Below are 23,339 nucleotides of genomic sequence, written 5' to 3' on the forward strand. Positions count from 1 at the left end.
GTCGAGGCCGACATGCTGAAGAAGATCACGCTCGGGTTGGCTCTCCTGTCGGCGCTGTCCGCCTGCCAGGACGGACGGTACGCTGGCTCGACCCGCCACCTCGCGCCCATCCCGCCTGAGACCCTGGCCTTGATGTCCACCAAGGGTGTGTCTTCCGCCGACCCGATCCTGATGCGGGCCTACAAGAAGGAGTCCGAGATCGAGCTTTGGAAGCGCGGAGCGGACGGCAGGTACGCCTTGCTGAAGACGTATCCGATGTGCCGGTGGTCGGGTCAGCTCGGGCCCAAGACCCGGGAGGGCGACCGACAGGCCCCCGAGGGCTTCTACGCGATCACGCCGGAGTCCATGAACGCGAATTCCAGCCTCTACCTGTCGTTCAACCTCGGCTACCCGAACGCGTACGACCGCTCCCTGGGGCGCACGGGGACGCACCTGATGGTCCATGGCTCGTGCTCGTCCCAGGGCTGCTTCGCGATGACGGACGAGGCGATCTCGGAGCTTTACGCCGTCGTCCGCGAGGCGTTCGCGGGCGGGCAGCGAGCCGTCCAGTTCCAGTCCTACCCGTTCCGCATGACCCCGGAGAACCTCGCCCGGCACCGGCAGGACCCGAACATGGCCTTCTGGAGGAACCTCAAGGAAGGGTCGGACCGGTTCGAGGTCACGGGGGCGGAACCGGCCGTCGACGTGGCGGGCGGACGCTACGCGTTCGATGCGGGCGTTGACGCCCCCGCCGCCGACGCGGTCGCCCGGAAGCAGGCGGACGACGAGCGGCAGGTCGCCGCCCTCGTGGCGAGCGGAACGTCGGCGGTCCGGCTGGTGTACGAGGACGGCGGTCAGCACCGGGCGTTCCGCGAGACCATGATGGCTGCCGGCAACGGACTAGGCGAGGTAAGCCGACCCGAAGCCCTGGCATCAGGCCCGCGAGAGGTGGACATGCCAGCGCAGGGGCCGGTCGCGCTCGTCGGAAGGCGGGAGCCGGTACGGAGCACGGCAGCGCCCAAGCCGCCGGGGACTAGCATTCTCGTGGCTGAGCGTCGGCGCCTGCTTGAGACCTTCGCCGCGGCGGGGGACGGGCGGAGGTGATGGGCCTGTCGGCCATCAGCGCCCCCATGACCGAGGCGGCCTGACCGATGCCCCGCGCACTCAGGCGGCGGCGACCTCGTCCGCCCATCCCAAACGTGCCTTCAGGTCGTTCAGGTGGCTGAATGCGAGGACGCGTCGGTGTTGCAGCATGCCGACCACGATGCCCGGATGAAGCCCGACCTCGTCGGCGAAGGTCACGACCTCCTGCTTCGTCCGTGGGCATGTGGTGGCGAAGGCATCGATCCGCTCGCGCCCGACCAGCATCTCCTCGGCCCAGGCATCCGCCTCGGCCTCGACGTCGTTGTCCTCGCCGTTCTTGTCGTCGACGAAATTCATTCCGCGATGCAGGCTGATGTGCGCCGCCTCGTGGAAGAAGGTCCACCAGAAATGGTCGTTGCTCTTCATGCGCAGCGACATCTGGATCATGGGACGGTCGTCGTTCAGCCACCGCGCCGATCCGAAGACGCAGGTCTTGCTTAGGGGCTTCTGGAACACTAGGGCGACGCCGGACGCATGGCAGATTTCGAGCATGCGCGGCTCGAAGGTCTCAGGCATTTCCACGGTCAGCGAACGGATCTCTGCGCATCCCTGCTTGAACCGCCCCGGATCGTAGGCCGGCAGGCTGAGCCGGCGCGCCTTCTCCTCGCCCAGCATCAGCCAGCACAGCATGTGGTGGGGCGAGGTGGTGCCGGTCCTCGCCTTGCGGTGGTGCACGGCCAGGGAACCGAGCTTCGCCTCGTAGGCGTGCGGTCCCCCGATCCCGAGGAGGCCCAGCAGACCGTCCATGATCCTGCCGGGGTCGTTGGTCTGGGGAAGGCGACCACAGGCCTTCAGTTCCCTGATAGGGAACCCCTTGAGCCATTCGGCCTCCCGCACGGCCGCCTCCTGCTCCCGCTGCCGAGCCTGGAACAGGTCCCAGTTCGCCTGGAGGCCGGTCCAGATGTAGGCCTTGAGGCCGAGCACGTGCTCCAGCTTCAGTGCGGTCTCGGGCGTGACCGGGTTGGAGCCGTTGATGATCGTGCTGACTAGCTTGGGCGTCATGTCGGCGATGCGGGCGAACTCGGCCTGGGACCAGCCGCGCTCCTGGATGTACTCTTCGAGGTGTTCGCCGGGATGGGTCGCCCATTGCGGCGTCCAGGCTTCCTGCGTCGTCATCCCCTTGGTCTCCGCCGTTCAGTTGCCATGGTAGTCGACGATTTCGATGATCTCGACCGCCGTGACCTTACCCGTGTCGAGCCCGCCGTCAGGCAGGCAGGGCACCGGGTCGTGGTCGGGCACGAAGACGATACGCCAGTTGTCCTTGATCGTGACCGAGAGTTGGCCGTCCCGGTTACCGCCGAGTTGATGCCGGCGGACGGGTGGCTCCGTCGGAACGTCCGAGAGGCAGGCCGCCTGCCCCAACACGTCCAGCCGCTTCCGTATCGGTTTCGCCCTGTCCCCGTAGGCCTTCGCCATCTCCTTCGGGTCCGACAGCGCCTTCCCCAGGCGCCTAGACCGGAAACGGATCTGCATCGCACCAATCCGTTACCCGCAAGGTAATGCTCCGCACTACGTTACCCAATAGGTAACACGGTCGCAGACGCATGGCCACTCCGTTCGAACCCGGGATCCGCCTCGCGGACGAACAACGCCGACATCGCGGTAAGTCAGGGACAAGCCTTCCTTATCCATGACCATCGGGAGACTGCGCATCCGCGGAACCCTCCTCGAAGCGAAGCCGTTCCTCGTCGCTCCCGATGGGCCGTTCGCCGGTCCGGCCCGGGGCCAAGACGATCCAGCAACAACCAACGAGGAAGCTCCCATGAGGAAGTCCCTGTTCGCCGTCGCCGCCCTGGCCGCGCTCGGTGCCATCGGCATCGCCGCACCTGCCTCCGCCGCTCCCGGTATGGTCGGCGCCGTCGATGCCCCGACCAGCATCGTCGATGTTCGCATGCACGACAGCCACGGCCACCGCGGCCATGGCATGCGCCATCACCACCATCGTGGGCACGGCATGCGCCATCACCACCATCGCCGTGGCCACATGATGCGCCACGGTCACGGCCATCGCCACCACCGCATGTGATCGTCCAGGGGCCCTTCGGGGCCCCTTTCCGTCGCCATTACCGTTGGCTCAGGACCGGGGGCGGGATTAAGGAGACCTCGCCGGGCGTTCGTTCCTCATTGAGGAGGAAAGCCCATGACGCGCACCTTTTCCTTGATCGCTCTGTCGATCCTCGCCGTCCTGACGTTCGGCACCGCCGCTTCCGCCGCTCCGGTGACACCGAGCGGGGTCATCGCGATGCAGGATGGCCCTGGCCTGATGCGTCACGTTCAGCATCACCATCACCATCGCCGGCATCACCATCACCACGGCGGGGGCTACTACGGCAGAGGTCACCATCACGGCTGGGGACACCATCATCACTTCCGGCCACATCACCACCATGGCTGGGGCCACCACCATCATCATCATCGGCGGCATCACCACCATTTCTAGGATCGCGCGCCACGCATGAGGGGCGCCCACCCTTTAGGGTGGCGCGGTCGTAATGCCCAGCGCGAGCCTAGCCGCCTCCGTCCGCTGGTATCCGTCGCGGCGCGCCCGCCCGAGGGGGTCGGCGTGCGCGCGTCGGATCCATCCGCGCCGGACGAGGACCTCCAGCGAGCGTGCGTCGAGGCGAGTGCCCTCGATCCATCCCTCATCCGGGACCTTGAGAAGCTGCGTGCGGTGCCTCTCGGTGAGGCGCCACGGCGCGGCGGCGATACCCAAGGCCGGAGTCAGCGGATAAGGGTCGTCATCCAGGAGCGGATGACCCAATGCCTGCAGGATGGCGTCGAGGCCGTCCGTCAGTGCTGCAGGACCGGGCTGCAGGATCAGGGGCGACTTGATCTCCACGATGCGTCCGTTCACGACGGCGGGGATGGCCGACCAGCCCGACCGCCCGGCGATGCGCGAGGGCACAACCTTCTTCCCGCACCAAGATGCCAGGATGACCTCGGGAGCGGCTTCCAGCACCGCCTCCGGCGCCACGATACGGTCCTTAGCGGCCGGCTGCCGGGCGAGGTTCGGGAAGACATCGTTGCCGCCAGCGATGTCTATCAGGTCAGAAACCCACCCGATGCCCGAAATGAGGGGCTCGTCCCATTCCTCGAAGTACACGCGCAATCGCGCCTGTCCCCGGGCCTGGGCAGCCACCCGCGCGAGCCGGTTCTCGTAGCCGAGCGCCAGCGCCTCCGCCTTGTCTCGGGCATCGACCAAGGCGCCGACGGTGCGGATCATGGCAAGGATACCGGCGACGTCCCGATGATTGAACGCATGCACGGCAATGCCTGCCCGTATGAGGTCTGAGACGATACCGGCTTGAAGATCCGAAAAGGTCAGCACCAAGTCGGGCGCGAGTGCCAAGATCTTCGGAATGTCCGCACTGGTGAAAGCGGAGACCCGCGGCTTCTCGCGGCGGACCTGTGGAGGACGGACCGCATAGCCGGAGACGCCGACGATGCGGTCCTGCTCCCCGAGCAAATACAGGGTCTCGACTGTTTCCTCGGTCAGGCAGACGATGCGTTCGGGCGGGAAGCGGCGCATGGGCCTCCATAGCATGAGGTGCATCGGGCGCGCCCTGGCCTCACGCTTACCCTCCCCTCCCGGAGGTCACGGCTTCGTCTCAGATAATTGCGCCGCCTCGATAGCGCGCAAAGGTGCTCCGCCCGGTCGGCCCGAATAGGACGACGTCGTAGGTGTCCGGCTCCATGCCTTCGACCTCCATCCCGGGGGAACCCGTCGGCATGCCAGGGACAGCCAGTCCGGTGCCCTTGGGCTTCTCGGCCAGCAGCCGCTTGATCGCCCCGGCCGGGACATGCCCCTCCACGACGTAGCCGCCAACCTGGGCGGTATGGCAGGCTGAAAGGTCACGCGGCACCCCGAGGCGGACCTTAAGCGGGTTCACCGCTCCTTCGGTGACGGTCACCGGGAAACCGCTTTCCCGCAGGTGGGCGACCCACCTCTCGCAGCAGCCGCAGGTTGGGTCCTTGGTCACGGACAGGGTCGGCAGGTCCTGTGCCAGAGCGCGGTGCCCGGGGACGACCAAAGCCGCTAGTCCCAGGATCGCGGCACGCCGGGTCGTCATGATCGTCTCGTTCATGGTCGGTCTCCCGTTCTCACTCTGCCGCTAAGGGCAATTCGGCGACTTCAACGGATTCGGTCGGCATCTCGGGTTCGGGCAGGCTCCATCCCTTCACGAGACCGTAGACCGCCGGGATGACGACCAGGGTCAGCATGGTCGACGAGACCATGCCGCCGATCATGGGAACCGCGATCCGCTGCATAACCTCGGAGCCAGAGCCGGTGCTCCACAGGATGGGCAGTAGCCCGGCCATGATGGCGACAACCGTCATCATCTTCGGACGCACCCGCTCGACCGCGCCCACCATGATCGCCCGCCGCAGGCCCTCGCGGGTGAAGGCCCTGCCAGCGCGACCGCATTCAGCCCGCGCCTCGATCAACGCATGATCGAGGTAGACCAGCATGATCACGCCGGTCTCGGCCGCGACGCCGGCGAGCGCGATGAAGCCGACGGCCACCGCCACCGACACATTGAAGCCCATCCACCACATCAGCCAGACCCCGCCGACGAGAGCGAAGGGCAGCGACAGCATGACGATGAACGTCTCGGTGAGCCGCCGGAAGTTCAGGTAAAGGAGCAGAAACACGATCAGCAGCGTCAGCGGGACCACGACCTTCAGCCGGGCCGTCGCCCGGTCGAGGTACTCGACCTGCCCGCTCCACTGCACGAGTGTGCCCTGCGGCAGACTGACCTCGTTGGTCACCGCCGCCCTGGCTTCGGCGACGTAGCCCCCGAGATCGCGACCGGCGACGTCGACGTAGATGAAGACCGCGAGCCGGCCGTTCTCCGTCCGGATCTGGGTCGGACCACGGTTCAACTGCACCTTGGCCACCTCGCCGAGCGGCACCGTACCCCCGCCTGCGATGGGCACCTGGACCTCGGAGCCGATGGATCGTGGGTCGGAGCGAAAGGCGCGTGGGTAGCGCACGTTGACGGTGTAGCGCTCGCGGCCCTCGACCGTGTTGGTGACACTCTCGCCGCCGAGCGCCATGGCGATGACGTCCTGCACGTCCCCGACCGTCAGCCCGTACCGACCCAGCACCTCGCGGTCGGGGGTGATGTCGAGGAAGTAGCCGCCCTGGACGCGCTCGGCATAGGCGCTCGACGTGCCCGGCACCGCCTTCACCACCGCCTCGACCTGGCGGGCGACCTTCTCCATCTCGGTGAGGTCGGTCCCCATCACCTTGATCCCGACAGGGGTGCGGATGCCGGTCGAGAGCATGTCGATCCGCGCGCGGATCGGTTGGGTCCAAGCGTTCGAGACCCCGGGAAACTGGAGTGCAGCGTCCATCTCGGCCTTCAGGCTCGCCGTCGTGACCCCGGGGCGCCACTCCGCCTTCGGCTTCAGGTTGACGATGGTCTCGAACATCTCGCTCGGCGCCGGATCGGTCGCGGTGTTGGCGCGACCGGCCTTGCCGTAGACCGATGCCACCTCGGGGAAGGACTTGATGATCCTGTCCTGGGTCGCCAGCAGGTCCCCCGCCTTAGTCACCGAGATGCCCGGCAGGGTCGTCGGCATGTACATCAGCGTGCCCTCGTCGAGGTCGGGCATGAACTCCGAGCCGAGCCGGCTCGCCGGCCATGCCGTCGCCGCCAGGACGACCATGGCCAGCAGGACCGTCAACACGCGCGCCCGGAGCACGCCGGCGATAAGGGGCCGATAGACCCAGATGAGGAGCCTGTTCACCGGGTTGCGGTGCTCTGGGATGATCCGGCCGCGGACGAACAGGACCATCAGCGCCGGGACGAGGGTCAGTGACAGCACCGCCGCCGCCGCCATGGCGAATGTCTTGGTGAAGGCCAACGGCCCGAAGAGGCGCCCCTCCTGGCTCTCCAGGGTGAAGATCGGCAGGAAGCTCACGGTGATGATGAGAAGCGAGAAGAACAGCGAGGGGCCGACCTCGCTCGCTGCCTCGATGAGGATCTCGACCCGGGACTTTCCGGGGTCAGCCCGCTCCAAGTGCTTGTGGGCGTTCTCGATCATGACGATGGCGGCGTCGATCATTGCGCCCACCGCAATGGCGATGCCGCCGAGGCTCATGATGTTGGCCCCGAGCCCGAGGGCCTTCATGCCCGCGAACGCCATCAGGATGCCGACCGGCAGCATCAGGATCGCGACCAGCGCGCTGCGGACGTGGAGCAGGAACACGACGCAGACGAGGGCGACGATGACGCTCTCCTCGATCAGGGTACCCTTGAGGGTCTCGATGGCCGCCTCGATCAGGTGCGAGCGGTCGTAGACCGGCAGGATCTCCGTGCCCTTGGGCAGGCTGGCGGCGACTTCGGAAAGGCGCACCTTCACGTTCTCGATGACGTTCAGGGCGTTCGCCCCGAACCGCTGCAGGACGATCCCGCCGGCGACCTCGCCGTCGCCGTTCATCTCGGTGATGCCGCGGCGCTCGTCGGGACCGAGCTCGACCCGAGCCACCTCCTTCACCCGCAGCGGGGTGCCCGCCTCGGTCTTCAGGACGATGCTCTCGATGTCGGCGACGCTCTTGAGATACCCGCGGCCACGGACGACGAACTCGAACTCGGAGAGCTCGACGGTGCGGCCGCCGACGTCGGCATTGCTCGACCGGATCGCGTCCCGGAGCTTGGACAGGGTGATGCCCTGCGCACGGAGCCGGTTGGGATCGACCACGACGTTGTACTGTTTCACGAAGCCGCCGACGCCCGCGACCTCCGCCACGCCCTCGGCACGCGACGCCCCGAAGCGCACGACCCAGTCCTGGAGCGAGCGGAGCTCGGCCAGCGTCCGTTCCTTAGCCACCACGACGTACTGGTAGACCCAGCCGACGCCGGTGGCGTCGGGGCCCAGGGTCGGGGTTACTCCCGCCGGCAGGCGCTTGGCCACGGTGTTGAGATATTCGAGCACTCGGCTGCGAGCCCAGTACGGGTCGGTGCCGTCCTCGAAGATGACATAGACGAACGAGACCCCGAAGAACGAGAACCCGCGAACGACCTTGGATCGCGGCACCGTCAGCATGGCAGTCGAGAGGACGTACGTGATTTGGTCTTCCACGACCTGGGGAGCTTGGCCCGGGTACTCAGTGTAGACGATGGTCTGCACGTCCGAGAGGTCCGGGATCGCGTCGAGCGGCAGGGTCTTCAGGGCGTAGAGCCCGGCTCCGACCGCGAAGATGGTCCCGATCAGGACTAGCACCAGATTCCGCGCCGACCAGGCGATCAGGCGGGCGATCATGGCGCCTTCCCCTCGGCGGCGGCTTGCGGCCCGGGATCGGGCTTCGGCTCGGAAAGACCTTGGAGGGCCGCCTTCAGGTTGCTCTCGGCGTCGATGAGGAAGTTGGCCGAGGTCACCACGCGGTCGCCCGCGGCGATGCCGGCGCGGATCTCGACGTAGCCGTCGCCGCGGACGCCGAGCCTGACCGGTCGCGGTTCGAAGCGACCCTCGCCCCTGTCCAGCAGGACGATCTGCCTGGTGCCGGTGTCGATGACCGCGTCGTCGGGCACCGCCACCACCGGCCTGTCGCTGCCGGTGGCGATCGTCACGTCGGCGAACATCCCCGGGCGCAGGTCGCCGTTCGGGTTGGGCAGCTCGATGCGCAGGCGGGCGGTCCGGGTCCCCATGGCGAGGTGCGGGTAGATCCGGGTCACCGCGCCGGTGAAGACGCGGTCCGGGAACGTCCGGGCGCGCACGGTCGCCGTCTGGCCCTCCGCCACGGCCGCCAGGTCGCGTTCTGTCACGTCGGCCAGGACCCAGACCTTGGAATGGTCGACGAGCTTGAACAGGGTGTCGCCGGACTTGGCGCGCATGCCGTCGGAGACGTTGCGCTCGACCACGACGCCGTCGCGGGGCGCCGACCACGTGATGGTGGAGGGCACCTTCCGGGTGCGCTCGATCTCGTCGATGACCTCGGGCGGGATGCCGAGGTTCTCCAGGCGCCGGCGGGCGCCCTCGTAGCCGATGCCGGTGAGGTACTGCGCGGCGGCCGCATTCATCTCCGGCGAGAACAGGCGCAGGAGCGGCTGGCCCTTGTGGACGTGGTCGCCGGTGGTGACGGCCTCGACCTTCTCGATGAAGGCGTCGGTACGCATCGCGATCACCGAGATCCGGCGCTCGTCCTCCTCGATGGCGCCGGGCGTGCGCACCGGCATCGACAGGACCCGTCGCTCGACGATTGCCGTCCGGACCCCGGTGCGTTGGAGCTTGCCGGGCGAGATCCTCACGGTGCCGTCGTCGGTATCCTCGCCCTCGTAGACGGGAAGGTAGTCCATCCCCATCGAGTCCTTCTTCGGAATCGGCGAGGTGTCCGGCAAACCCATCGGGTTGCGGTAGAACCGCACCTTTCGGGCACCTGTCGCCGGCATCGTGGTCTGACCCATGGCCATGTCGCCGTGCCCGGGGTCGGGCATCGCCTCGGGATCGTCGGGTTCGTCGAAGCGCACGTCCTCGCTTGCGTGGACGGCGCGATAGTCGCGACCGTCCGCCGTGCGCTTGGGCTCGGCGGAGTAGTCCGGCTTCCCGTCCGGGTCCCGGTAGTAGACCACGGGACCGGTCGCCTTGGTCGGGACCCGAGCGGGTACAGCGGACCTTGTCTCGGCACCCGGCAGCCAGTGGGCGAACCCGGTCCGCGCCTGCTGGACGAGCGCCGGCACGGGGCTGCCCTCATGCCCCGCGCCATACCCCAAAACCCCCGCCGCGAGCGCGGCGAGGGTCCCGGCCAGCCATGCTCTCCGGCTCACTTGGTGGCCTTGAACACCAGCTTGTTCTCGACGGTGCCGGTCTCGCCTTGGACCTTGGCCCCGAGCGAGAGGCGCCAGCCGCCAGCCATCGTCAGCTTCACCTTGAACCGGTAGAGACCCGGCTCCGGCGACGGCAGCTGCTCGATCTTGGAGGTCATCTCCTCCATGCTGTCAGGCGCCATGTCGATGCGCTTGGCGAAGATGACGGCGTTCGGCACGGGCTTGGACGTGCGCTTGTCGACGAGGCGGACGTCGAGGATGGCCTCGCCCTGCTTGGCCTCGTCCTTCACCAGTTGGAACTCGTAGTCCTTGGTGTCGGCCCGGGCCGCGGCGGTCAGGGCTAGGCCGAGCAGCGCAGCCGTGAGGGCGCGCGAAAACGATGTCTTGGACACGGTGGGTGATCTCCTGAAAACGATGGGACCCGGGCCTTCAGGCGCGCGGGATCGGCCGGCGCAGGCGCCGGCGGCATCGGGTTCAGGCTCGGGGAGGCTCGGTGGGCGGCCCTTGGGACAGGCTGTCGAAGGAGGCGGTGACGGCCCAAGCGGGTCCCTCGACGCCGGCGACGCGGCCCGGAAGTCCGACGGCGACCGGCAGCCCGGTGGCGACCTTCGCCAGGCAGAGCGCCATCAGGGGGCAACCCTTCGAGCAGTCGGGCATGCCCGGCCGCTCCTTGGGACAGCACGGCATCTCGTCCATGGCCATCCCGGCCATGTCGTCCATGGCCTCGTCGGGCATCGCCATGGCGTGACCTTGAACGGCCGTCGGCGCGCGCATGCCCGCGGCGGCCGCGGATGCGGTCACCGGCGCAAGGGCGAGGCTGAGGACCGCCAGGAGCGGGAGCAGCCTGCGAAGGGCGAGCCAGAAGGTCACCTTTGGACGATGCCACATCGTAGACCGGCGAGGAAGGGACTGGAGTACGGGACGCGCAGGACGTCTCGCGCTCGGACCTCCGAAGCCATGCATCCGAGGGCTTCGGACACGCTCCACCGAGCGTCGGATCGTTCAGCACGGCGCCCTGCCCGGACTCGAACCGAGCGGGTATGCTTCCTGTCCGGTCCGCAGCTCAGGAGGACCCCGGGCAGCAGGATGCGGACCCGCCGTTCTCGCGGGCTTCCTGGATGGGCGGACAGGGCACGTCGCCGAAGGAGCAGAAGACGCAGCAGTCGCCCGCCTTCGGGCGCAGGAGCGTGCCGCAGCCGGTGCACTCGTAGAAGAACTGGCAGGCGTCGGTCGGCATCGTCTCCGTCGTTCGATGACCGCAGTGCGGGCAGGTCAGGGTGGACCGCAGCTGCATCGTCCGCCTCACCGCATCGCCTTGAGCACGATAGGCTCAAGGTATGGTTCCCACGCGAGCGCCAAACCGACCAGCGCCGTCCCAAGCCCGAGAATGCCAGGGGTACGCCATGACGGCCCCGTGCGAGCACACGGTTCGGCCATGTCGCATGCCGTCGCCCGGTGACGGAAGAACAGCGCCCAACCCATGAGGAGGGCCAGGGCGGCCCCGCCGAGCAGGATCGGCCGGATGCTCGCCAACATGGCCAACCCTCCGAACACCGCCCCTGTCGCGCCGAGACCGGCAAGCGCCACCGGGAGGGCGCAGCAGGACGAAGCCGCCAGGGCACCCAGCCCGGCGACCGTGCCCAGCCCTGCGAACCAGTTTCCCGAGGAAACCGGCAGGCCGTCCCGCGGACCTGAGGCGGGTCGTGCGGAAGGCGTCATGGATGGTGTGTCGATCATCATCGTGCCACCCTGCATCCCGTAGCCACTACGGGATCAAGCGAAAAATGGCGAAGGGTTCGCGAGGTCTCTCCATTGGCCAGATCGCGGCGGCGGCCGGGATCAACCTGGAGACCGTCCGCTACTACGAGCGCATCGGGCTCATGCCGCCGCCCGCCCGCACGGAAGGCGGTCACAGGGCCTACGATCCTGCTCATGTCCGGCGCCTGGCGTTCATCCGTCAGGCCCGCGCATTGGGCTTCGGGATCGAGGACATCCGAACCCTGCTGGCGTTGGCCGCGCCCGGGCACCGGTCCTGTGGCGAGGTCCGGGACGTCGCCGCCGCCCACCTTTCCGAGGTCCGCGCCAAGCTCGCTCGTCTCGCGCGGCTTGAGCGCATCCTGAGCGACACCGTGGAGCGGTGCAGCGGCGCCCCGACGCCGGCCTGCCCGGTTCTCGACATGCTCGATGCACCGATGTGAAAGCCGGCCCCTCCGACACACAGCAGTGGAACGGGACCGCCGGTCGTCCTTGCCTTGGTCCCAAGAGGCCGGAAGCGGGTGGCGATGCGGGGTCACGCAGCCGCTCGTCCGTGGAACGACCGTCGACCTAGGCGGCGACCGGCGAGGATGCCGGGGCATCGAACCTGGGCATGAGGCGGACGTAGATGAGTTCCGCGAGGAGTTCGACCAGCGTCTGTGTGACGATGACGGCGGGCAGGAGTGGCACGGCACCCGGAACCGCAAACGCCAGTGGCAGAACCACAAGGGAGTTGCGGGTGGCCGCGCTGAAGGCGAGGGTGCGGACGGTGGGCGCATCAAGGCGGAATGCGCGCCCGACCGTCCAACCCAGAAGCGGTGCCGCCACGGCGAAGGCGACGTAGATCGGGACCACCCGGATGGCATCGTCGAGCGCGGGCCCGAGTTGGGGCAGGACGGACGCGATCACCACGAACAGGACGAGGGCCGTTGCGGGTACCGGCAGGAGTCCGAGGCCTGTGGACACCCGTTGCCCGGCTAGGCTGCGTCCGGCCCAATGCTGAACCGACGCGGCAAGCCCGAGAGGGACGGCGATCAGCCAGACGAACGCGTGCACGAATGGACCGACCTGGACGAACCTGGCGGCGTCCTCGCCGAGGAAGATGTTCAGGTAGACGGGCAGAAGGAGCATCTGCGCGATCAGGAGCGCCGGGGTGGACGCCAGCAGCACCTTGGCGTCCGCGTGACCGAGGTGTGCGAAGGTCACGACGTAGTCGATGCACGGCGTGAGCAGGACCATGAGCACCCCTAGCCGCAGCATGGGATCGGCAGGCACGAACCGGATCAGGCCGGCCACCAGGATCGGCAGCACGACGAAGTTCGCGACCAGGAGCGCCGCCAGGAAACGGACTCGCGTGAAGGCTTGCCCAAGTTCAGGCAGGGGCACCTGGAGGAAGGTGACGAAGAGCATTAGCGCCAGGGCTGGGTTGATGCCGACCTCCAGGGCCGTCGTTCCGGGCAGCGTCAGGGCGGTAAGAGCGGCGACGCCGATGGCCACGAAGTAGATCGCGATCTGGTGGCCTTCGAGGGTGTCGCGCAGGTTTGTCATGCTTCCTCGCAGACTATCTTGGGGGCTTGCTCGACCCGCTGGGGCCGGCCGGTGCATTTGGCGAACAGGTCGATGGCGCGGTCGCAGACCTCGCAATGCCCCTCGCAGCAATCGCGCATGAGGAAGGTGACAAGGTCGGACAGGGCCGGAAAGATCGCGCTGTAGATGATGGAGCGCCCCTCGCGGCGGCTCTCCACAAGACCGGCGTTCTCAAGGTGGCCGAGGTGGAACGAGATGCGCGGCGCGGAGGCCCCGGCGATCGCCTGAGTGATGGCGCCGGCCGCCATGCCCTTCGCCCCGGCCGTGACCAGGAGGCGGATGATGCGCAGGCGTGTCTCCTGCGCGATGGCTGCGAAGCCATCGAGCGCTTGCTTTTCTTTCACGACACTTAAACCGTTATGGAATCGTTTAAGCGTCAGTAGGCTCGGGATCCGTCGAAGGCAAGGATCGAATTGGGGACCGCGGCGGACGTCCGCGGCGGCCGTCGCTTTTCTATCCTCCGGGCCGAACACGCCAGAGGGACAGGGCAAGCGCGACGTTCGCAACGGCGAGCACGCTGAGCAGGGCGTAGGTGGCGTTCGCGCCCGCGTGGGTGAGGACAACGGCTCCGACGGAGGGCGCAAGCGCCTGCGCTACCAACCCTGGACGGGCGAGACGGCCGACGAGCGGGGCGTAGCGCTCGGGACCGAACAGGGCCATGGGCACCGTTCCCCGGGCGATCGAATAGATCCCGTTGCCAGCCCCGTAGAGGACCAGCGCCAGCCCGACCAAGGGTAGGCCGGCCGCCAGCATCGCGACCCCGATGGCTACCAGGATCATCGCCGCGGAGAGGGTCAAGAGAGGGTGATGCCGGCCCTTGCCAGCCATCTCGACGATGCGCGCCCCGACCTGTGCCGGCCCGATCAGGGCGCCGTAGGCGACGGCCGAGGTGAGTGCCACGCCACGGGCCTGGAGCAGGGTGATGAGGTGCACCGAGACCAACGCCATGACCGTGCCCCCAAGGGTCAGCACCCCCGCCATGAGGAGGAAGGCACGACGCTCTCGTCCCTCAAGCCGGATGGCAGGGATCACGCCTTCCGATCGCGAAACAATACGTACGGGCTGCTGGGGGATCACGAGAAGGACGAGGGGCAACGTGACCGCGAGATGAAGCCCGGCATAGGCGAGGCAGGTCCCGCGCCAGCCCACCTGCTCGATCAGGAAGGCGGAGAGTGGCCAGCATACCGTACTGGCGAAGCCGCCCCAGAGTGTCAGCGTCGTGATGGCGCTCCGTGCCTCGGAGCCGTAGAGGCGCCCGAGGGTGGCGAAGGCCGGATCGTAGAGTCCGGTGCCCATGCCCAGACCGATGAGAAGCCATCCCGCCAGGTAGGTCGGAAGGTTCGGAGCCAGGCCGAGGATGGCGAGGCCCGCGGCGAGGACCAGGGCCGCAAAGGCCAGGACGGGCCGGCCTCCATGCTCCCCGATGAAGGCTCCCACGCGCGGCGAGACCAAACCCGCGACGAGGAGGCCCAGGGACAGGCCACCGATGACCCACGCCAAGGGCCATCCCGTATCCTCCGACATCGGGGCGGCGAGCACCGACAGCAGGTAGAACGAGGAGCCCCAGGTCAGGATCTGGACGACCCCCAGGGCCGAGATCACGGGCCAGCGGCGCGTCGGAGCCATCGGTCCGCTACCCAGCCCCGAGCACGGGGAGCCAGAGCGCCAGGGCGGCGAGGGTGACGAGCAGCACCGGCGGCGTGATGACCAGACCCACCCGCATGTACTGGCCCCAGGTGATGTGCTGGCCTTTGGTGTCGAGGACGTGCAGCCAGAGCAGGGTCGCCAGGCTGCCGATTGGGGTGAACTTCGGGCCGAGATCGCAGCCGATGACGTTGGCGTAGACCATGAGCTCGCGCATCAGGGGCGAGAGATCCGGAGCCTGCTGGATGGAGAGCGCACCCACGAGCACGCTCGGCATGTTGTTCATGACCGAGGACAAGATGGCGGCGGCGAACCCGGTGCCGATGGTGGCAACGAACGGACCATGGCCCGAGAGCCAGACGAGCCCCTGCGCCAAGTAGTCGGTCAGGCCGACGTTCTTCAGGCCGTAGACCACGAGGTACATGCCGAGGCTGAACAGGACGATCTGCCAGGGGGCCCCCGTCAGGACCTTGCGGATGGGAATGACGCGGCTGCGGTTGGCCAGCGCCAGCAAGACCAGTGCTCCGGCGCAAGTGACCACCGAGACCGGCACGCCGAACGGTGCCGTCACGAAGTAGGCGACCAGCAGCAGCCCGAGGAGCGGGAAAGCCGCCCTGAAGACCAGCGGGTCTTTGATCGCGTGGCGGGGCGCTTCGAGCTCGGCCACGGGGTACGTGGCCGGAAGGTCGCGCCGGTAGAACAGCCACAGCACCACCAAGGTCGCGGTCAGCGAGACGAGGTTCACCGGCACCATCACCGCCGCGTATCGGCTGAAGGAGATGTCGAAGAAGTTCGCTGAGACGATGTTGACGAGGTTCGAGATGACCAGCGGCAGGCTGGTCGAGTCCGCCACGAACCCACAGGCGACGATGAAGGCCAGCGCCGCCGCCGGCTTGAAGTTCAGCCGGAGCAGGATGGCGAGCACGATGGGGGTGAGCAGGAGGGCCGCCCCGTCATTGGCGAACACCGCCGCGATGGCCGCGCCGAGCAGGATCACCAGCGGGAATAGCAAACGTCCCCGGCCGCCGCCCCAGCGGGCGATGTGTAGCGCCGCCCAATGAAAGAAGCCGGCCTCGTCGAGGAGCAGCGAGATGATGATGAGGGCGACGAAGGTGAAGGTGGCGTCCCAGACGATGTGCCAGACCACAGGGATGTCACCGGGGCTGATGACCCCTGTGGCGAGCGCCACGGCGGCCCCGATGAGGGCGCTCCACCCGATCCCGAACCCCTTGGGCTGCCAGATGACGAAGACGAGGGTGACCACGAAGATGGCAAGCGCAAGCATCGAGACCGTTTCTTGTTCTTGGAGGCTTGGAACGGCTCAGGCGGTGGCGACGCGGCGCCCGTGCGCGTCGACGACGCGCTCGCCGTCCTCCTTGACGAACTCGCCCTGCTGGGCCGGCAGGAGGTCGAGGACCTTCTCCGAGGGCCGGCACAGGGCGACGCCCTTCGGGCTCACCACCAGGGGGCGGTTCAGCAGGATCGGGTGCTCGGCGATGGCATCCAGTAGTTGGTCGTTCGTAAGTGTCGCGTCGTCCAGGGCGAGTTCGACAAAGGGTGTCCCCTTCTCGCGCAGGAGGTCACGGATCGAGACGCCGGCACGCTCGGCGAGCTGGCGAACCAGGATCCGGTTCGGCGGCGTCTTGAGGTACTCGACGACATGAGGCTCGATGCCGGCTCCGCGGATCATCGCCAGGGTGTTGCGGGACGTGCCGCAATCTGGGTTGTAGTAGATGACGACGTCCATCACGCGACCTCCGGGCGGGGTGAGGTGGCGCCAGCCTGCTGGCCGATCTCGCGCACCTGGGCGGACAGGGCGACCTGATCAAGGCTGGCAATGGGCAACGCGACGAAGGCGGCGATCCGGTTCTTAAGGTAGCGCTGTGCGGTGACGAAGGCCGTCTTGCGCTCCAGGTCGGTGCCCTCGACCGAGGCGGGGTCCTCGATGCCCCAGTGGGCTGTCACCGGCTGGCCGGGCCAGTACGGGCAGGCCTCGCCGGCGGCGTTGTCACAGACCGTGAAGACGAAATCCATGACCGGCGCGTCGGGGCGGGCGAACTCGTCCCACGACTTCGAGCGCAGCCCCTCGGTCGTGTACTCCGTCTCGCTAAGAACCTGAACGGCGAGCGGGTTCACATCTGCCTTGGGCTGGCTGCCGGCGGAGAAGGCCCGGAAGCGTCCCTGGCCCTCCTTGTTCAGCATGGCCTCCGCCAGGATCGAGCGAGCGGAGTTGCCGGTGCAGAGAAACAGGACGTTGTAGACGCGGTCAGGCATGGGTGGTGTCTCCGGTGGGCAGGCAGCAGGCGGCGAGCGCGGCCACGGCGGGGGCGCAGACCTCGGGGCGGCCCTGACAGCAATCGCGCATTAGGAACTGGATGAGCTCGGACAGGTCCGGGTAGGCGGCGCTGTAAATGATCGAGCGTCCCTCGCGCCGCGAGGTGACCAGCCCTGCATGGTTGAGCTCCTTTAGGTGGAACGACAGGTTAGTGCCCGAGACGCCGACCGCCTCGGCCAGTATGCCGGCCGCCATGCCTTCGAGACCGGCGGTCACGAGTTGGCGCACGATGCGCAGGCGGTGCTCCTGGCCCAGGGCCGCGAAGGCGGCCACGGCTTGCCGTTCGTCCATCATGATGTCAATATCTCAACCATCGTTGAAACGTAGAGGATTGAAGCGTCTTGGACAAGCCCCCACAGCCTTTCGCCGACGGATTGCCCAACCTCAGCGAGGGACACTTCGTGGTCCCAACGGCGACCGACCTGCAGGTGCAGACACCGTTCACACACGCCCCACGCTTCCTGATCCTGTACGGCTCGCTCCGGGAGCGGTCGTTCAGCCGCTTCTTGGCCTACGAGACCGCGCGCTTGCTGGAGGCGATGGGCGGCGAGGTGCGGATCTACGACGCGCACGGCCTGCCGCTGCCTGATGACGCGACCGTCGACCACCCCAAGGTCCAGGAGCTTCGCGATCTCTCGATCTGGTCGGAGGGCCATGTCTGGGTTAGTCCCGAGCGTCACGGCAACATGACCGGCGTGATGAAGAGCCAGATCGACTGGCTACCCCTGTCGGAGGGGTCGGTGCGCCCGACGCAGGGTCGGACCCTCGCGGTGATGCAGGTCTCGGGCGGCTCGCAATCGTTCAACGCGGTCAACGCCCTGCGCATCCTCGGGCGCTGGATGCGGATGATTACCATCCCCAACCAATCCTCGATGCCCATGGCCTACAAGGAGTTCGACGACGCCGGCCGGATGAAGCCCGGGCCGCTCTACGACCGGGTGGTCGACGTCTGCGAGGAGTTGATGAAGTTCACGCTGCTGACCCGCGAGCGGTCAGCCTACCTCGTCGACCGGTATTCAGAGCGCAAGGAACGAAAGCCCGAGCGCCTGAAGGATGTGGCGGTGGACATTGGGTTCGTGAAGCGCGCGCCGTGACGACGCGCGTGCCTTATCGATCCGGTTAAGCGTCGGTCTTGGTGTCAAGCCCATTTGCGTCGAAGGCTGTGTCTAGGTCGCGCCAAGACAACCGTAAGTGGGTTGGATAGCTAGCCGGTTCGACAGGCGCTGCCCCGTTGGATTCCTCACTCAACCTGCGGGACAACGACCGCCAGAAGTCTTAGATCTACGTCTGGCCCAGCACCGTGAAGAAGCGGCCGTTCCGTCCTCAGGTGGCGCAGAAGTACATGCACGTGCGCCTCGCCCCGATCCGGCGGTAGAACGGCACGGTCGAGCAGACCCCGCAGCCGCTGGTCACTCCCCTGGGGCTCGACAGGATCCTCGTCGACTTCCCCATGTGGGCAGCCGAGCAGGCCCGGAAGGCCGAGGGGCGGCACGAGCCGGACCTCTTCGACGCGGGCGAACCCCAGGATCAGGGCTGAAATTTCAGCCGCCAAAGGGTCCGCACATTGTGCGGGCCCTTTATCCTCCCAATGGCTTACCCCCTCTCGGGGAAGCATCCGGGCCGTAGGTATCATTTAGATGCACGCCGTCCGGGATCGCTAGGGCAGACTTTTCTTGCCCATGTTCGAGGGAGCCATCCGCGAGGGTGGCGCCCTCCTTCGTTTCAGATCTCCACCACGAGGTTGCCGTCGAACCGGGGGTTCTCCCTCTCGTCAGCCCACGTGCCGTCCCGCCGCCGGAACGAGGTGTCGTGCCCCCGGGGGTTGGCCAGGATCCGGGTCCGGCCGACGACGTAGCCCCGGCTGACATGGACGTGTCCATGGATCCAGAGATCGGGCGCGCCGGTCCCCTCCAGGATGGCCGACAGGTCGCTGGCATAGGCCGCGTCGATCGTCTCGCGGACCTCGCCGTGAAGGAGGCTGCCCGAGTGTGGGGCATGATGCGTCACGACGATCCTTGAGCCGTCCCACGGGGCTGACAGGGCTTCCTCAATGCGGGCGCGGTGCCGGGTGTGGAGCGCGGCCGCATCCTGCGGACGAAACGCGGCCGGGGTGCCGCGTGCGTCGCGGGTCTGGATCCGGCGATGATCCCTCATGCCGTCGCGCCGGTCCCCGCATGTGGCCATCGCCGCTGCGCGCGTTCCCTCGCCGCCGATGCGGTAGTCCGTCCACAGCGTCGCCCCGATCACCTGCAGACGCCCGACGTTCAGGACCTGGCCGAGGTCGAGGAGGCGGATCCCGGCTTCGATCGCGTTCCCACGAGCCCGCTCGATCTCGTCCGGCAGGCGGCATCCCCATAGATCATGGTTGCCCGGTACGTAGACGACGGCGTCGGCATGCGGAACGATGTGCTCTGCGAGCCAGGGCAGCGCCCTCCGGCAAAGCCCATTCGCGACGTCGCCGGCGACGATGGCGATGTCGACGCGCGGCCCCGGCGGCGGGACCCATGGGGCCGCATCCACGTGGAGGTCGGACAGGATCCAGACGCTCGTCATCACTCTCCCCCGACCACCTATGCGGCTCCGTCCGCCTCGAACCACACCCGCGCCGCCTTCGTGATGACCCGGTCCCCCACCCTGAAACCACACGTCTCGATGCGGTACCTGATCCGGACCGCGTCCCCGGTGCGGGACACCTCGCAGACCGAGCCGACCGCCCAAGCATGGACGTCCCGGCATCCCGTCCGCAGGCACCGCAATCGGCCCGCCTCCGACGCCCGGAACGCCACGCCCGAGAGGGCGATCGCCGGTACGTGGGCAACGACCCGGCCGGCCTCGCGGACGCTCCAGAGCCGGCGTGCGCGGTGCCAGTAGACGTCACTCATCTGTGGGCAAGCGCCCCTCGGCGTGGCGCGTGCAGAGGCATCGGAGCCAGCCGCCCTGGCGGATCCGGCCCGGGGCGCCGCAGTCTTCGCAGATGTGAGCCGACAGGTGCTCGACCGCGTCGATGACATCGTCGACGGCCGCGGATGTGTCGCCCTCGACGTACCAGCGCGCCGAGCCATACTTTTCCTTGGCGTCGCTCGTTCGGAAGTCTGACGGGATCCCGGCGTCCTTGACCGCCTGCGCGCCCGCTTCCCATAGCCAGGACCAGCCCGGCCCCGTAGCCGGCCCCGTCGGTCCGAAGACACGCCGGTACCGACGCGCTAGGCGCTCGCTCCAGTCCTTGGCGCACCTGGGCGCCCCGTCCGCCCAGCGGAAGGCGGTGGCCAGCGAGAGGATGTTGAGGAGGAGCGGGCCTGCCGGCGGCCCGATCCAGACGCCGCCGCCTGGAATCGTATCCCGCCTGCGCTCGCGGTGAAGGAGCGGGCCGTCCCATCGGACACGGGGCCCGTGGACGGTCGGCTCGATCGCCCTGACCGTGACGCTGTCGGCGCCGCAGTGATCTCGCAGCGCGCGCCCGGCGATCGTGAGGAATTCAGACGCGATCATCGCTCGTTCCTTCCTCAGTTCGGCCGCCGGCGAGCTTCGAGCTCCCGGCTTGCGACCACCGCCTCGACCATCCTCCTCAGCGGTCTCATGCTCCCCCCGACCCAGGGGATCATCCCCATCTCCTCGCCGTCGAGGTCAGGACACCAGGCGGTATCCAGCCCCCGGTCCCGCCGGATCTCCGCGAGGATCCCGGCCGCCACGACCGGAAGGTCCTCCGCCCGGGGGGCCGGCCATGTCAGGACTTGGCACCGGTCGAGCAGCGCCGTGGAGACGCCGCCGAGGGAGTTCGCCGTCAGGACGTAGGAGACTGCGCTGAGATCCAGTGCCGTCTCGAAAGCCGGGTCGTGGATCGCCCGCGCGGTGGATCCGCGCTCCAGGAAGGGCAAAATTGTCTCGTCGAGCCTGCCCCACCGACGGCTGTCGCCCGCCTTCTCGACCTCGTCGACGACGATGCCGTGGCTCGCCTTCCCATGGCGAAGGCAGCCCTGCGCTGGCGTCGACGGGCGCCACGAGCCCCACTGACGGCTCGTGCCGGCAAAGGCGCCGCCGTCCATCTGGCCCGCACACCCATAGACGGTGACGTCCAGCTCGGCCGCTTCGAGCACCGCCCTGGCGAAGGCGGTCTTCCCGCAGCCGGGCGGGCCGAGGAGGATGCGCGGCCGCACCGCGGCGTAGGGCGCCCCGACGAGGTCGCCGGCGAACGTTTCGATGACGGACTCGGCCCACGGGAATAGAGCCCGCAGCCGCGCGGCGAACGGCGACGGATCCGGCGCCGGGGTGAGGGGCATGCCCTTACCGGCCCACGGCTCCGCGATCGCGCGCGGGGAGTCCCCCCGGTCGGAGGTGGACTTCGACGGCGTCGGCAGGTGCCCCATTGTCGGGAAGACGACGAGCGTCCGGCCGGATGCCGCAGCAACCTTCGCCTCCCTCGCCTGCCCTAGGATGAGGTCGAGGACCGCAAGGTCCGACGGCGGGGGCGCCACCATGCCGACGCCGCCCCTGAGGATGTCGTGCTCGTCCTCCACCATCCGGTCCGCACTCTCGAACGCCGTCATGGTCTGCAGCCAGAGGCCAGCCCGCTCATCGAAGGCCTCAAGGAACTGGTAGAGGGGTCCCTGTGCGAGCTCGGCGTCCTCCCCGCGGCCGTGGTCCGCTTCCTCTGCCCGGAACAGGGCGTGCCGGAACAGGAGGAACGCCCGGTCGAGACGCCCGGTCTGCACTGCAAGATGTGCGTTCGCGAGCGCCATCGAGGCAATTCGGGCTGCGGAGACACGACACCCGAGCTCCGCCATGTGGAATGGGAGGACGTCGGCTGCGGCCCGGAGCACGGGGCATACGCCGGGCGGGAGATCCCGGCGAAGCGCCTCGCGCCGGAGGACACGCTCCGCCCGCGCAATCGTCACGATGGACACGGCCACGATAGCCCGCTCGACCGCGCGCTGGCACGGTGGGCTGATCGGATGGCTGAGCAGCGGGGTGAGGACGGCCTGCAGGTCGGTGGTGACACACCACGACTGCATCTCGCCGCCGGCGAGGCGCTGGACGAAGGGGAGCGGCGTCTTCGTCTGGCGCGGCCCGGCAAGCTTCGAGGGATCGAGCATGGCGGCGCGCACGGACGCAGCCGCAGCCGCGGCGGCGGAAAGCTTCTCGGACATGGGGGTCTCACAGGATCGAACGGAGGGCGCGCGAAGGGGCCGAGCGGAGGCTCAGGCGGCGACGGCTATCCGTTTCGAGATCATGCGAGCGTTCACGGCGGGGGTCCCGGGAGGTGAGAGGCCACCCTGCCCTGAGCGGACCCGGCGGGCAACCGGCTTCCGAAGGGCGTTCCGAACAGGGTGTGGACAGCCTTAACGGGGTCGCTCAAATGGCGGCAATCGGGGGTGCGACAATATTGTCCACCCCTCCGCCCTCCCCGAAAAGTCCCCTTCCCTAGGGAGAGCCGCCCTCGCGAATCAGTCCGCTGCGTTTTTGCAGTGTCAGCGTCCAGTGCGAATCGGCGTGTCGTGGCATTTTGGTCCTGGGATCACAGGACGGGTGGGACGCATGTCGAAGAAGCTGGAATTCATGGTCACGGGGGTGCACGTCCCCAAGGTCTGCTTCAGTGCCCGGGTGCTCGTTAGCCCGGACGGGCTGCAGCAGGTCAAGGCAAGCGCCCTCGACATGGGGCAGATCTATCTGCGTCCGGGCGAGGTTCTTGAGATCGATGCCCAGGACGTCGACGGCGTCCGGCAAGCTGTTAGGGTTTCGGACCCTCACGCCAAGTCGACCCGGGATGCGTGTCTCTTTGGGTGGAGTGAGTTCGCCGGCGACGTCACGATCTATGCCGATGAGACCGACCTGCTTGCCCGGATTGCCTATCTCGTTCCGGCGGCCCTTCGCGGGCAAGGCCCTCAACATAAGGGGGCGGAAGGTGAGAGCGGAGGCGTCTTTCTCGACGCCAAGCACCTCAACTCGATCCAGGTCGGCGGCGTGCAGGTCTTCTTCAACCGTGCCCGGGAGAAGGAGGAGGACGAGCCGGAGGGGGAGCCCAAGGGCAAGAAGCGCACCTTCGACTATGAGGCCGACGCTGACCTGAAGGCGCCGCCCGGCATCTCGATCCGCGACCTGGAGCGGCTCGGCAGCCGCGTGAGGTCCTG

Annotated in this window: 26 protein-coding genes and 1 pseudogene; 6 read left to right on the forward strand and 21 right to left on the reverse strand. The window is 68.0% G+C overall.

Annotated features, from left to right (window positions below):
• Nucleotides 1–12: 12 nt before the first annotated feature.
• Entirely contained in the window at nt 13–1,083 is a 1,071-nt protein-coding gene (locus IPV08_RS19015) for a murein L,D-transpeptidase family protein (RefSeq protein ID WP_056355301.1), read from the forward strand.
• A 60-nt stretch (nt 1,084–1,143) separates the two neighbouring features.
• On the opposite strand, the gene IPV08_RS19020 is transcribed toward IPV08_RS19015, so the two are convergent.
• Both IPV08_RS19020 and IPV08_RS19025 read right to left on the reverse strand, forming a co-directional pair.
• A complete protein-coding gene (locus IPV08_RS19020) occupies nt 1,144–2,238 on the reverse strand; it encodes a HigA family addiction module antitoxin (protein ID WP_056355050.1) in 1,095 nt (364 codons plus the stop codon).
• Nucleotides 2,239–2,256: 18 nt separating this feature from the next.
• Nucleotides 2,257–2,538 (reverse strand): system killer suppression protein, encoded by a 282-nt coding sequence (locus tag IPV08_RS19025; protein ID WP_246748041.1) that lies wholly within the window; start codon nt 2,536–2,538, stop codon nt 2,257–2,259.
• A gap of 214 nt (nt 2,539–2,752) precedes the next feature.
• Here IPV08_RS19025 and IPV08_RS19030 point away from each other — a divergent pair, with 214 nt between their 5' ends.
• Together IPV08_RS19030 and IPV08_RS19035 are read left to right on the forward strand one after the other, a co-directional pair.
• A complete protein-coding gene (locus IPV08_RS19030) occupies nt 2,753–3,148 on the forward strand; it encodes a hypothetical protein (RefSeq protein ID WP_207413033.1) in 396 nt (131 codons plus the stop codon).
• Nucleotides 3,149–3,262: 114 nt separating this feature from the next.
• Nucleotides 3,263–3,562 carry a hypothetical protein gene (locus IPV08_RS19035; protein WP_082487852.1) on the forward strand — a complete coding sequence of 100 codons (300 nt, stop codon included), beginning with the start codon at nt 3,263–3,265 and terminating at the stop codon, nt 3,560–3,562.
• A gap of 318 nt (nt 3,563–3,880) precedes the next feature.
• Here IPV08_RS19035 and IPV08_RS19040 read toward each other — a convergent pair.
• The 8 genes and pseudogenes from IPV08_RS19040 to IPV08_RS19075 all read right to left on the reverse strand — a co-directional run.
• Nucleotides 3,881–4,651, reverse strand: a pseudogene (locus IPV08_RS19040) (cobalamin-binding protein); the annotation flags it as partial.
• A gap of 79 nt (nt 4,652–4,730) precedes the next feature.
• Nucleotides 4,731–5,207: a DUF411 domain-containing protein gene (locus IPV08_RS19045; RefSeq protein ID WP_056355038.1), complete on the reverse strand. Its 477-nt coding sequence runs from the start codon at nt 5,205–5,207 to the stop codon at nt 4,731–4,733.
• Nucleotides 5,208–5,223: 16 nt separating this feature from the next.
• A complete protein-coding gene (locus IPV08_RS19050; RefSeq protein WP_056355035.1) occupies nt 5,224–8,391 on the reverse strand; it encodes a CusA/CzcA family heavy metal efflux RND transporter in 3,168 nt (1,055 codons plus the stop codon).
• Nucleotides 8,388–9,893: an efflux RND transporter periplasmic adaptor subunit gene (locus IPV08_RS19055; RefSeq protein ID WP_207413035.1), complete on the reverse strand. Its 1,506-nt coding sequence runs from the start codon at nt 9,891–9,893 to the stop codon at nt 8,388–8,390. The genes IPV08_RS19050 and IPV08_RS19055 overlap by 4 nt, the downstream gene beginning before the upstream one ends.
• Entirely contained in the window at nt 9,890–10,285 is a 396-nt protein-coding gene (locus tag IPV08_RS19060) for a FixH family protein (protein ID WP_207413036.1), read from the reverse strand. The genes IPV08_RS19055 and IPV08_RS19060 overlap by 4 nt, the downstream gene beginning before the upstream one ends.
• 82 nt (nt 10,286–10,367) lie before the next feature.
• Nucleotides 10,368–10,763, reverse strand: a complete 396-nt coding sequence (locus IPV08_RS19065; protein ID WP_207413040.1) for a hypothetical protein — start codon at nt 10,761–10,763, stop codon at nt 10,368–10,370.
• A gap of 193 nt (nt 10,764–10,956) precedes the next feature.
• Nucleotides 10,957–11,187, reverse strand: a complete 231-nt coding sequence (locus IPV08_RS19070; RefSeq protein WP_207413037.1) for a GDCCVxC domain-containing (seleno)protein — start codon at nt 11,185–11,187, stop codon at nt 10,957–10,959.
• Between the two features lie 8 nt (nt 11,188–11,195).
• Nucleotides 11,196–11,633, reverse strand: coding sequence for a mercury transporter MerT (locus tag IPV08_RS19075; protein ID WP_207413038.1), 438 nt, complete (start codon nt 11,631–11,633; stop codon nt 11,196–11,198).
• Nucleotides 11,634–11,677: 44 nt separating this feature from the next.
• Between IPV08_RS19075 and IPV08_RS19080 the strand changes: the two genes are divergently transcribed.
• Nucleotides 11,678–12,091, forward strand: a complete 414-nt coding sequence (locus IPV08_RS19080) for a helix-turn-helix domain-containing protein (RefSeq protein ID WP_056355016.1) — start codon at nt 11,678–11,680, stop codon at nt 12,089–12,091.
• 127 nt (nt 12,092–12,218) lie between these two features.
• Here the strand turns inward: IPV08_RS19080 and IPV08_RS19085 are convergent, their stop codons facing one another.
• The 7 genes from IPV08_RS19085 to IPV08_RS19115 all read right to left on the reverse strand — a co-directional run bounded on the left by IPV08_RS19085 (nt 12,219) and on the right by IPV08_RS19115 (nt 17,505).
• Entirely contained in the window at nt 12,219–13,196 is a 978-nt protein-coding gene (locus IPV08_RS19085; RefSeq protein WP_056355013.1) for an arsenic resistance protein, read from the reverse strand.
• Nucleotides 13,193–13,579, reverse strand: coding sequence for a metalloregulator ArsR/SmtB family transcription factor (locus IPV08_RS19090; RefSeq protein ID WP_207413039.1), 387 nt, complete (start codon nt 13,577–13,579; stop codon nt 13,193–13,195). The genes IPV08_RS19085 and IPV08_RS19090 overlap by 4 nt, the downstream gene beginning before the upstream one ends.
• Nucleotides 13,580–13,688: 109 nt before the next feature.
• The gene (locus tag IPV08_RS19095; RefSeq protein WP_056355007.1) at nt 13,689–14,861 is read right to left on the reverse strand and encodes an MFS transporter; all 1,173 of its coding nucleotides are present in this window, start codon (nt 14,859–14,861) and stop codon (nt 13,689–13,691) included.
• 7 nt (nt 14,862–14,868) lie between these two features.
• Entirely contained in the window at nt 14,869–16,164 is a 1,296-nt protein-coding gene (locus IPV08_RS19100) for an arsenic transporter (RefSeq protein WP_091972193.1), read from the reverse strand.
• A gap of 36 nt (nt 16,165–16,200) precedes the next feature.
• Nucleotides 16,201–16,626, reverse strand: coding sequence for an arsenate reductase (glutaredoxin) (gene arsC, locus IPV08_RS19105; RefSeq protein ID WP_056355001.1), 426 nt, complete (start codon nt 16,624–16,626; stop codon nt 16,201–16,203).
• Nucleotides 16,626–17,153 (reverse strand): arsenate reductase ArsC, encoded by a 528-nt coding sequence (locus IPV08_RS19110; RefSeq protein WP_056354998.1) that lies wholly within the window; start codon nt 17,151–17,153, stop codon nt 16,626–16,628. Before IPV08_RS19110 ends, arsC begins: the two co-directional genes overlap by 1 nt.
• Nucleotides 17,146–17,505, reverse strand: coding sequence for a metalloregulator ArsR/SmtB family transcription factor (locus IPV08_RS19115; protein WP_056355295.1), 360 nt, complete (start codon nt 17,503–17,505; stop codon nt 17,146–17,148). The genes IPV08_RS19110 and IPV08_RS19115 overlap by 8 nt, the downstream gene beginning before the upstream one ends.
• A 50-nt stretch (nt 17,506–17,555) precedes the next feature.
• Between IPV08_RS19115 and arsH the strand changes: the two genes are divergently transcribed.
• Nucleotides 17,556–18,308, forward strand: a complete 753-nt coding sequence (gene arsH / locus IPV08_RS19120) for an arsenical resistance protein ArsH (protein WP_056354995.1) — start codon at nt 17,556–17,558, stop codon at nt 18,306–18,308.
• A 628-nt stretch (nt 18,309–18,936) separates the two neighbouring features.
• Here the strand turns inward: arsH and IPV08_RS19125 are convergent.
• The 4 genes from IPV08_RS19125 to IPV08_RS19140 are packed head-to-tail and all read right to left on the reverse strand — an operon-like array spanning nt 18,937 to nt 22,358.
• On the reverse strand, nt 18,937–19,767 hold the full coding sequence (locus tag IPV08_RS19125; protein ID WP_056354992.1) for a metallophosphoesterase: 831 nt from the start codon (nt 19,765–19,767) through the stop codon (nt 18,937–18,939).
• 17 nt (nt 19,768–19,784) lie between these two features.
• Nucleotides 19,785–20,096: a hypothetical protein gene (locus IPV08_RS19130; protein WP_056354989.1), complete on the reverse strand. Its 312-nt coding sequence runs from the start codon at nt 20,094–20,096 to the stop codon at nt 19,785–19,787.
• A complete protein-coding gene (locus tag IPV08_RS19135; RefSeq protein WP_056354985.1) occupies nt 20,089–20,703 on the reverse strand; it encodes a hypothetical protein in 615 nt (204 codons plus the stop codon). The genes IPV08_RS19130 and IPV08_RS19135 overlap by 8 nt, the downstream gene beginning before the upstream one ends.
• A 14-nt stretch (nt 20,704–20,717) precedes the next feature.
• Nucleotides 20,718–22,358, reverse strand: a complete 1,641-nt coding sequence (locus IPV08_RS19140) for an AAA family ATPase (protein ID WP_091972198.1) — start codon at nt 22,356–22,358, stop codon at nt 20,718–20,720.
• Between the two features lie 388 nt (nt 22,359–22,746).
• Here IPV08_RS19140 and IPV08_RS19145 point away from each other — a divergent pair.
• Nucleotides 22,747–23,339 (forward strand): hypothetical protein (locus tag IPV08_RS19145; RefSeq protein WP_091972200.1); only part of this gene is annotated, 593 nt, incomplete at its 3' end.

The sequence above is a fragment of the Methylobacterium sp. SD274 genome, assembly GCF_017355285.1.
In the GTDB taxonomy this organism is placed as follows: Bacteria; Pseudomonadota; Alphaproteobacteria; order Rhizobiales; family Beijerinckiaceae; genus Methylobacterium.

Excerpts from the sequence above, each read along its gene's own strand:
- IPV08_RS19140 (WP_091972198.1), bottom strand. The coding sequence starts at position 22,358 with ATGTCCGAGAAGCTTTCCGCCGCCGCGGCTGCGGCTGCGTCCGTGCGC.
- IPV08_RS19085 (WP_056355013.1), bottom strand. The coding sequence starts at position 13,196 with ATGACAAACCTGCGCGACACCCTCGAAGGCCACCAGATCGCGATCTAC.
- IPV08_RS19070 (WP_207413037.1), bottom strand. The coding sequence starts at position 11,187 with ATGCAGCTGCGGTCCACCCTGACCTGCCCGCACTGCGGTCATCGAACG.
- IPV08_RS19115 (WP_056355295.1), bottom strand. The coding sequence starts at position 17,505 with ATGGACGAACGGCAAGCCGTGGCCGCCTTCGCGGCCCTGGGCCAGGAG.
- IPV08_RS19130 (WP_056354989.1), bottom strand. The coding sequence starts at position 20,096 with ATGAGTGACGTCTACTGGCACCGCGCACGCCGGCTCTGGAGCGTCCGC.
- IPV08_RS19075 (WP_207413038.1), bottom strand. The coding sequence starts at position 11,633 with ATGATGATCGACACACCATCCATGACGCCTTCCGCACGACCCGCCTCA.
- IPV08_RS19080 (WP_056355016.1), top strand. The coding sequence starts at position 11,678 with ATGGCGAAGGGTTCGCGAGGTCTCTCCATTGGCCAGATCGCGGCGGCG.
- IPV08_RS19035 (WP_082487852.1), top strand. The coding sequence starts at position 3,263 with ATGACGCGCACCTTTTCCTTGATCGCTCTGTCGATCCTCGCCGTCCTG.
- IPV08_RS19020 (WP_056355050.1), bottom strand. The coding sequence starts at position 2,238 with ATGACGACGCAGGAAGCCTGGACGCCGCAATGGGCGACCCATCCCGGC.
- IPV08_RS19100 (WP_091972193.1), bottom strand. The coding sequence starts at position 16,164 with ATGCTTGCGCTTGCCATCTTCGTGGTCACCCTCGTCTTCGTCATCTGG.
- IPV08_RS19015 (WP_056355301.1), top strand. The coding sequence starts at position 13 with ATGCTGAAGAAGATCACGCTCGGGTTGGCTCTCCTGTCGGCGCTGTCC.
- IPV08_RS19030 (WP_207413033.1), top strand. The coding sequence starts at position 2,753 with ATGACCATCGGGAGACTGCGCATCCGCGGAACCCTCCTCGAAGCGAAG.
- IPV08_RS19095 (WP_056355007.1), bottom strand. The coding sequence starts at position 14,861 with ATGGCTCCGACGCGCCGCTGGCCCGTGATCTCGGCCCTGGGGGTCGTC.
- IPV08_RS19135 (WP_056354985.1), bottom strand. The coding sequence starts at position 20,703 with ATGATCGCGTCTGAATTCCTCACGATCGCCGGGCGCGCGCTGCGAGAT.
- IPV08_RS19025 (WP_246748041.1), bottom strand. The coding sequence starts at position 2,538 with ATGGCGAAGGCCTACGGGGACAGGGCGAAACCGATACGGAAGCGGCTG.
- arsC (WP_056355001.1), bottom strand. The coding sequence starts at position 16,626 with ATGGACGTCGTCATCTACTACAACCCAGATTGCGGCACGTCCCGCAAC.
- IPV08_RS19110 (WP_056354998.1), bottom strand. The coding sequence starts at position 17,153 with ATGCCTGACCGCGTCTACAACGTCCTGTTTCTCTGCACCGGCAACTCC.
- IPV08_RS19125 (WP_056354992.1), bottom strand. The coding sequence starts at position 19,767 with ATGACGAGCGTCTGGATCCTGTCCGACCTCCACGTGGATGCGGCCCCA.
- IPV08_RS19050 (WP_056355035.1), bottom strand. The coding sequence starts at position 8,391 with ATGATCGCCCGCCTGATCGCCTGGTCGGCGCGGAATCTGGTGCTAGTC.
- IPV08_RS19045 (WP_056355038.1), bottom strand. The coding sequence starts at position 5,207 with ATGAACGAGACGATCATGACGACCCGGCGTGCCGCGATCCTGGGACTA.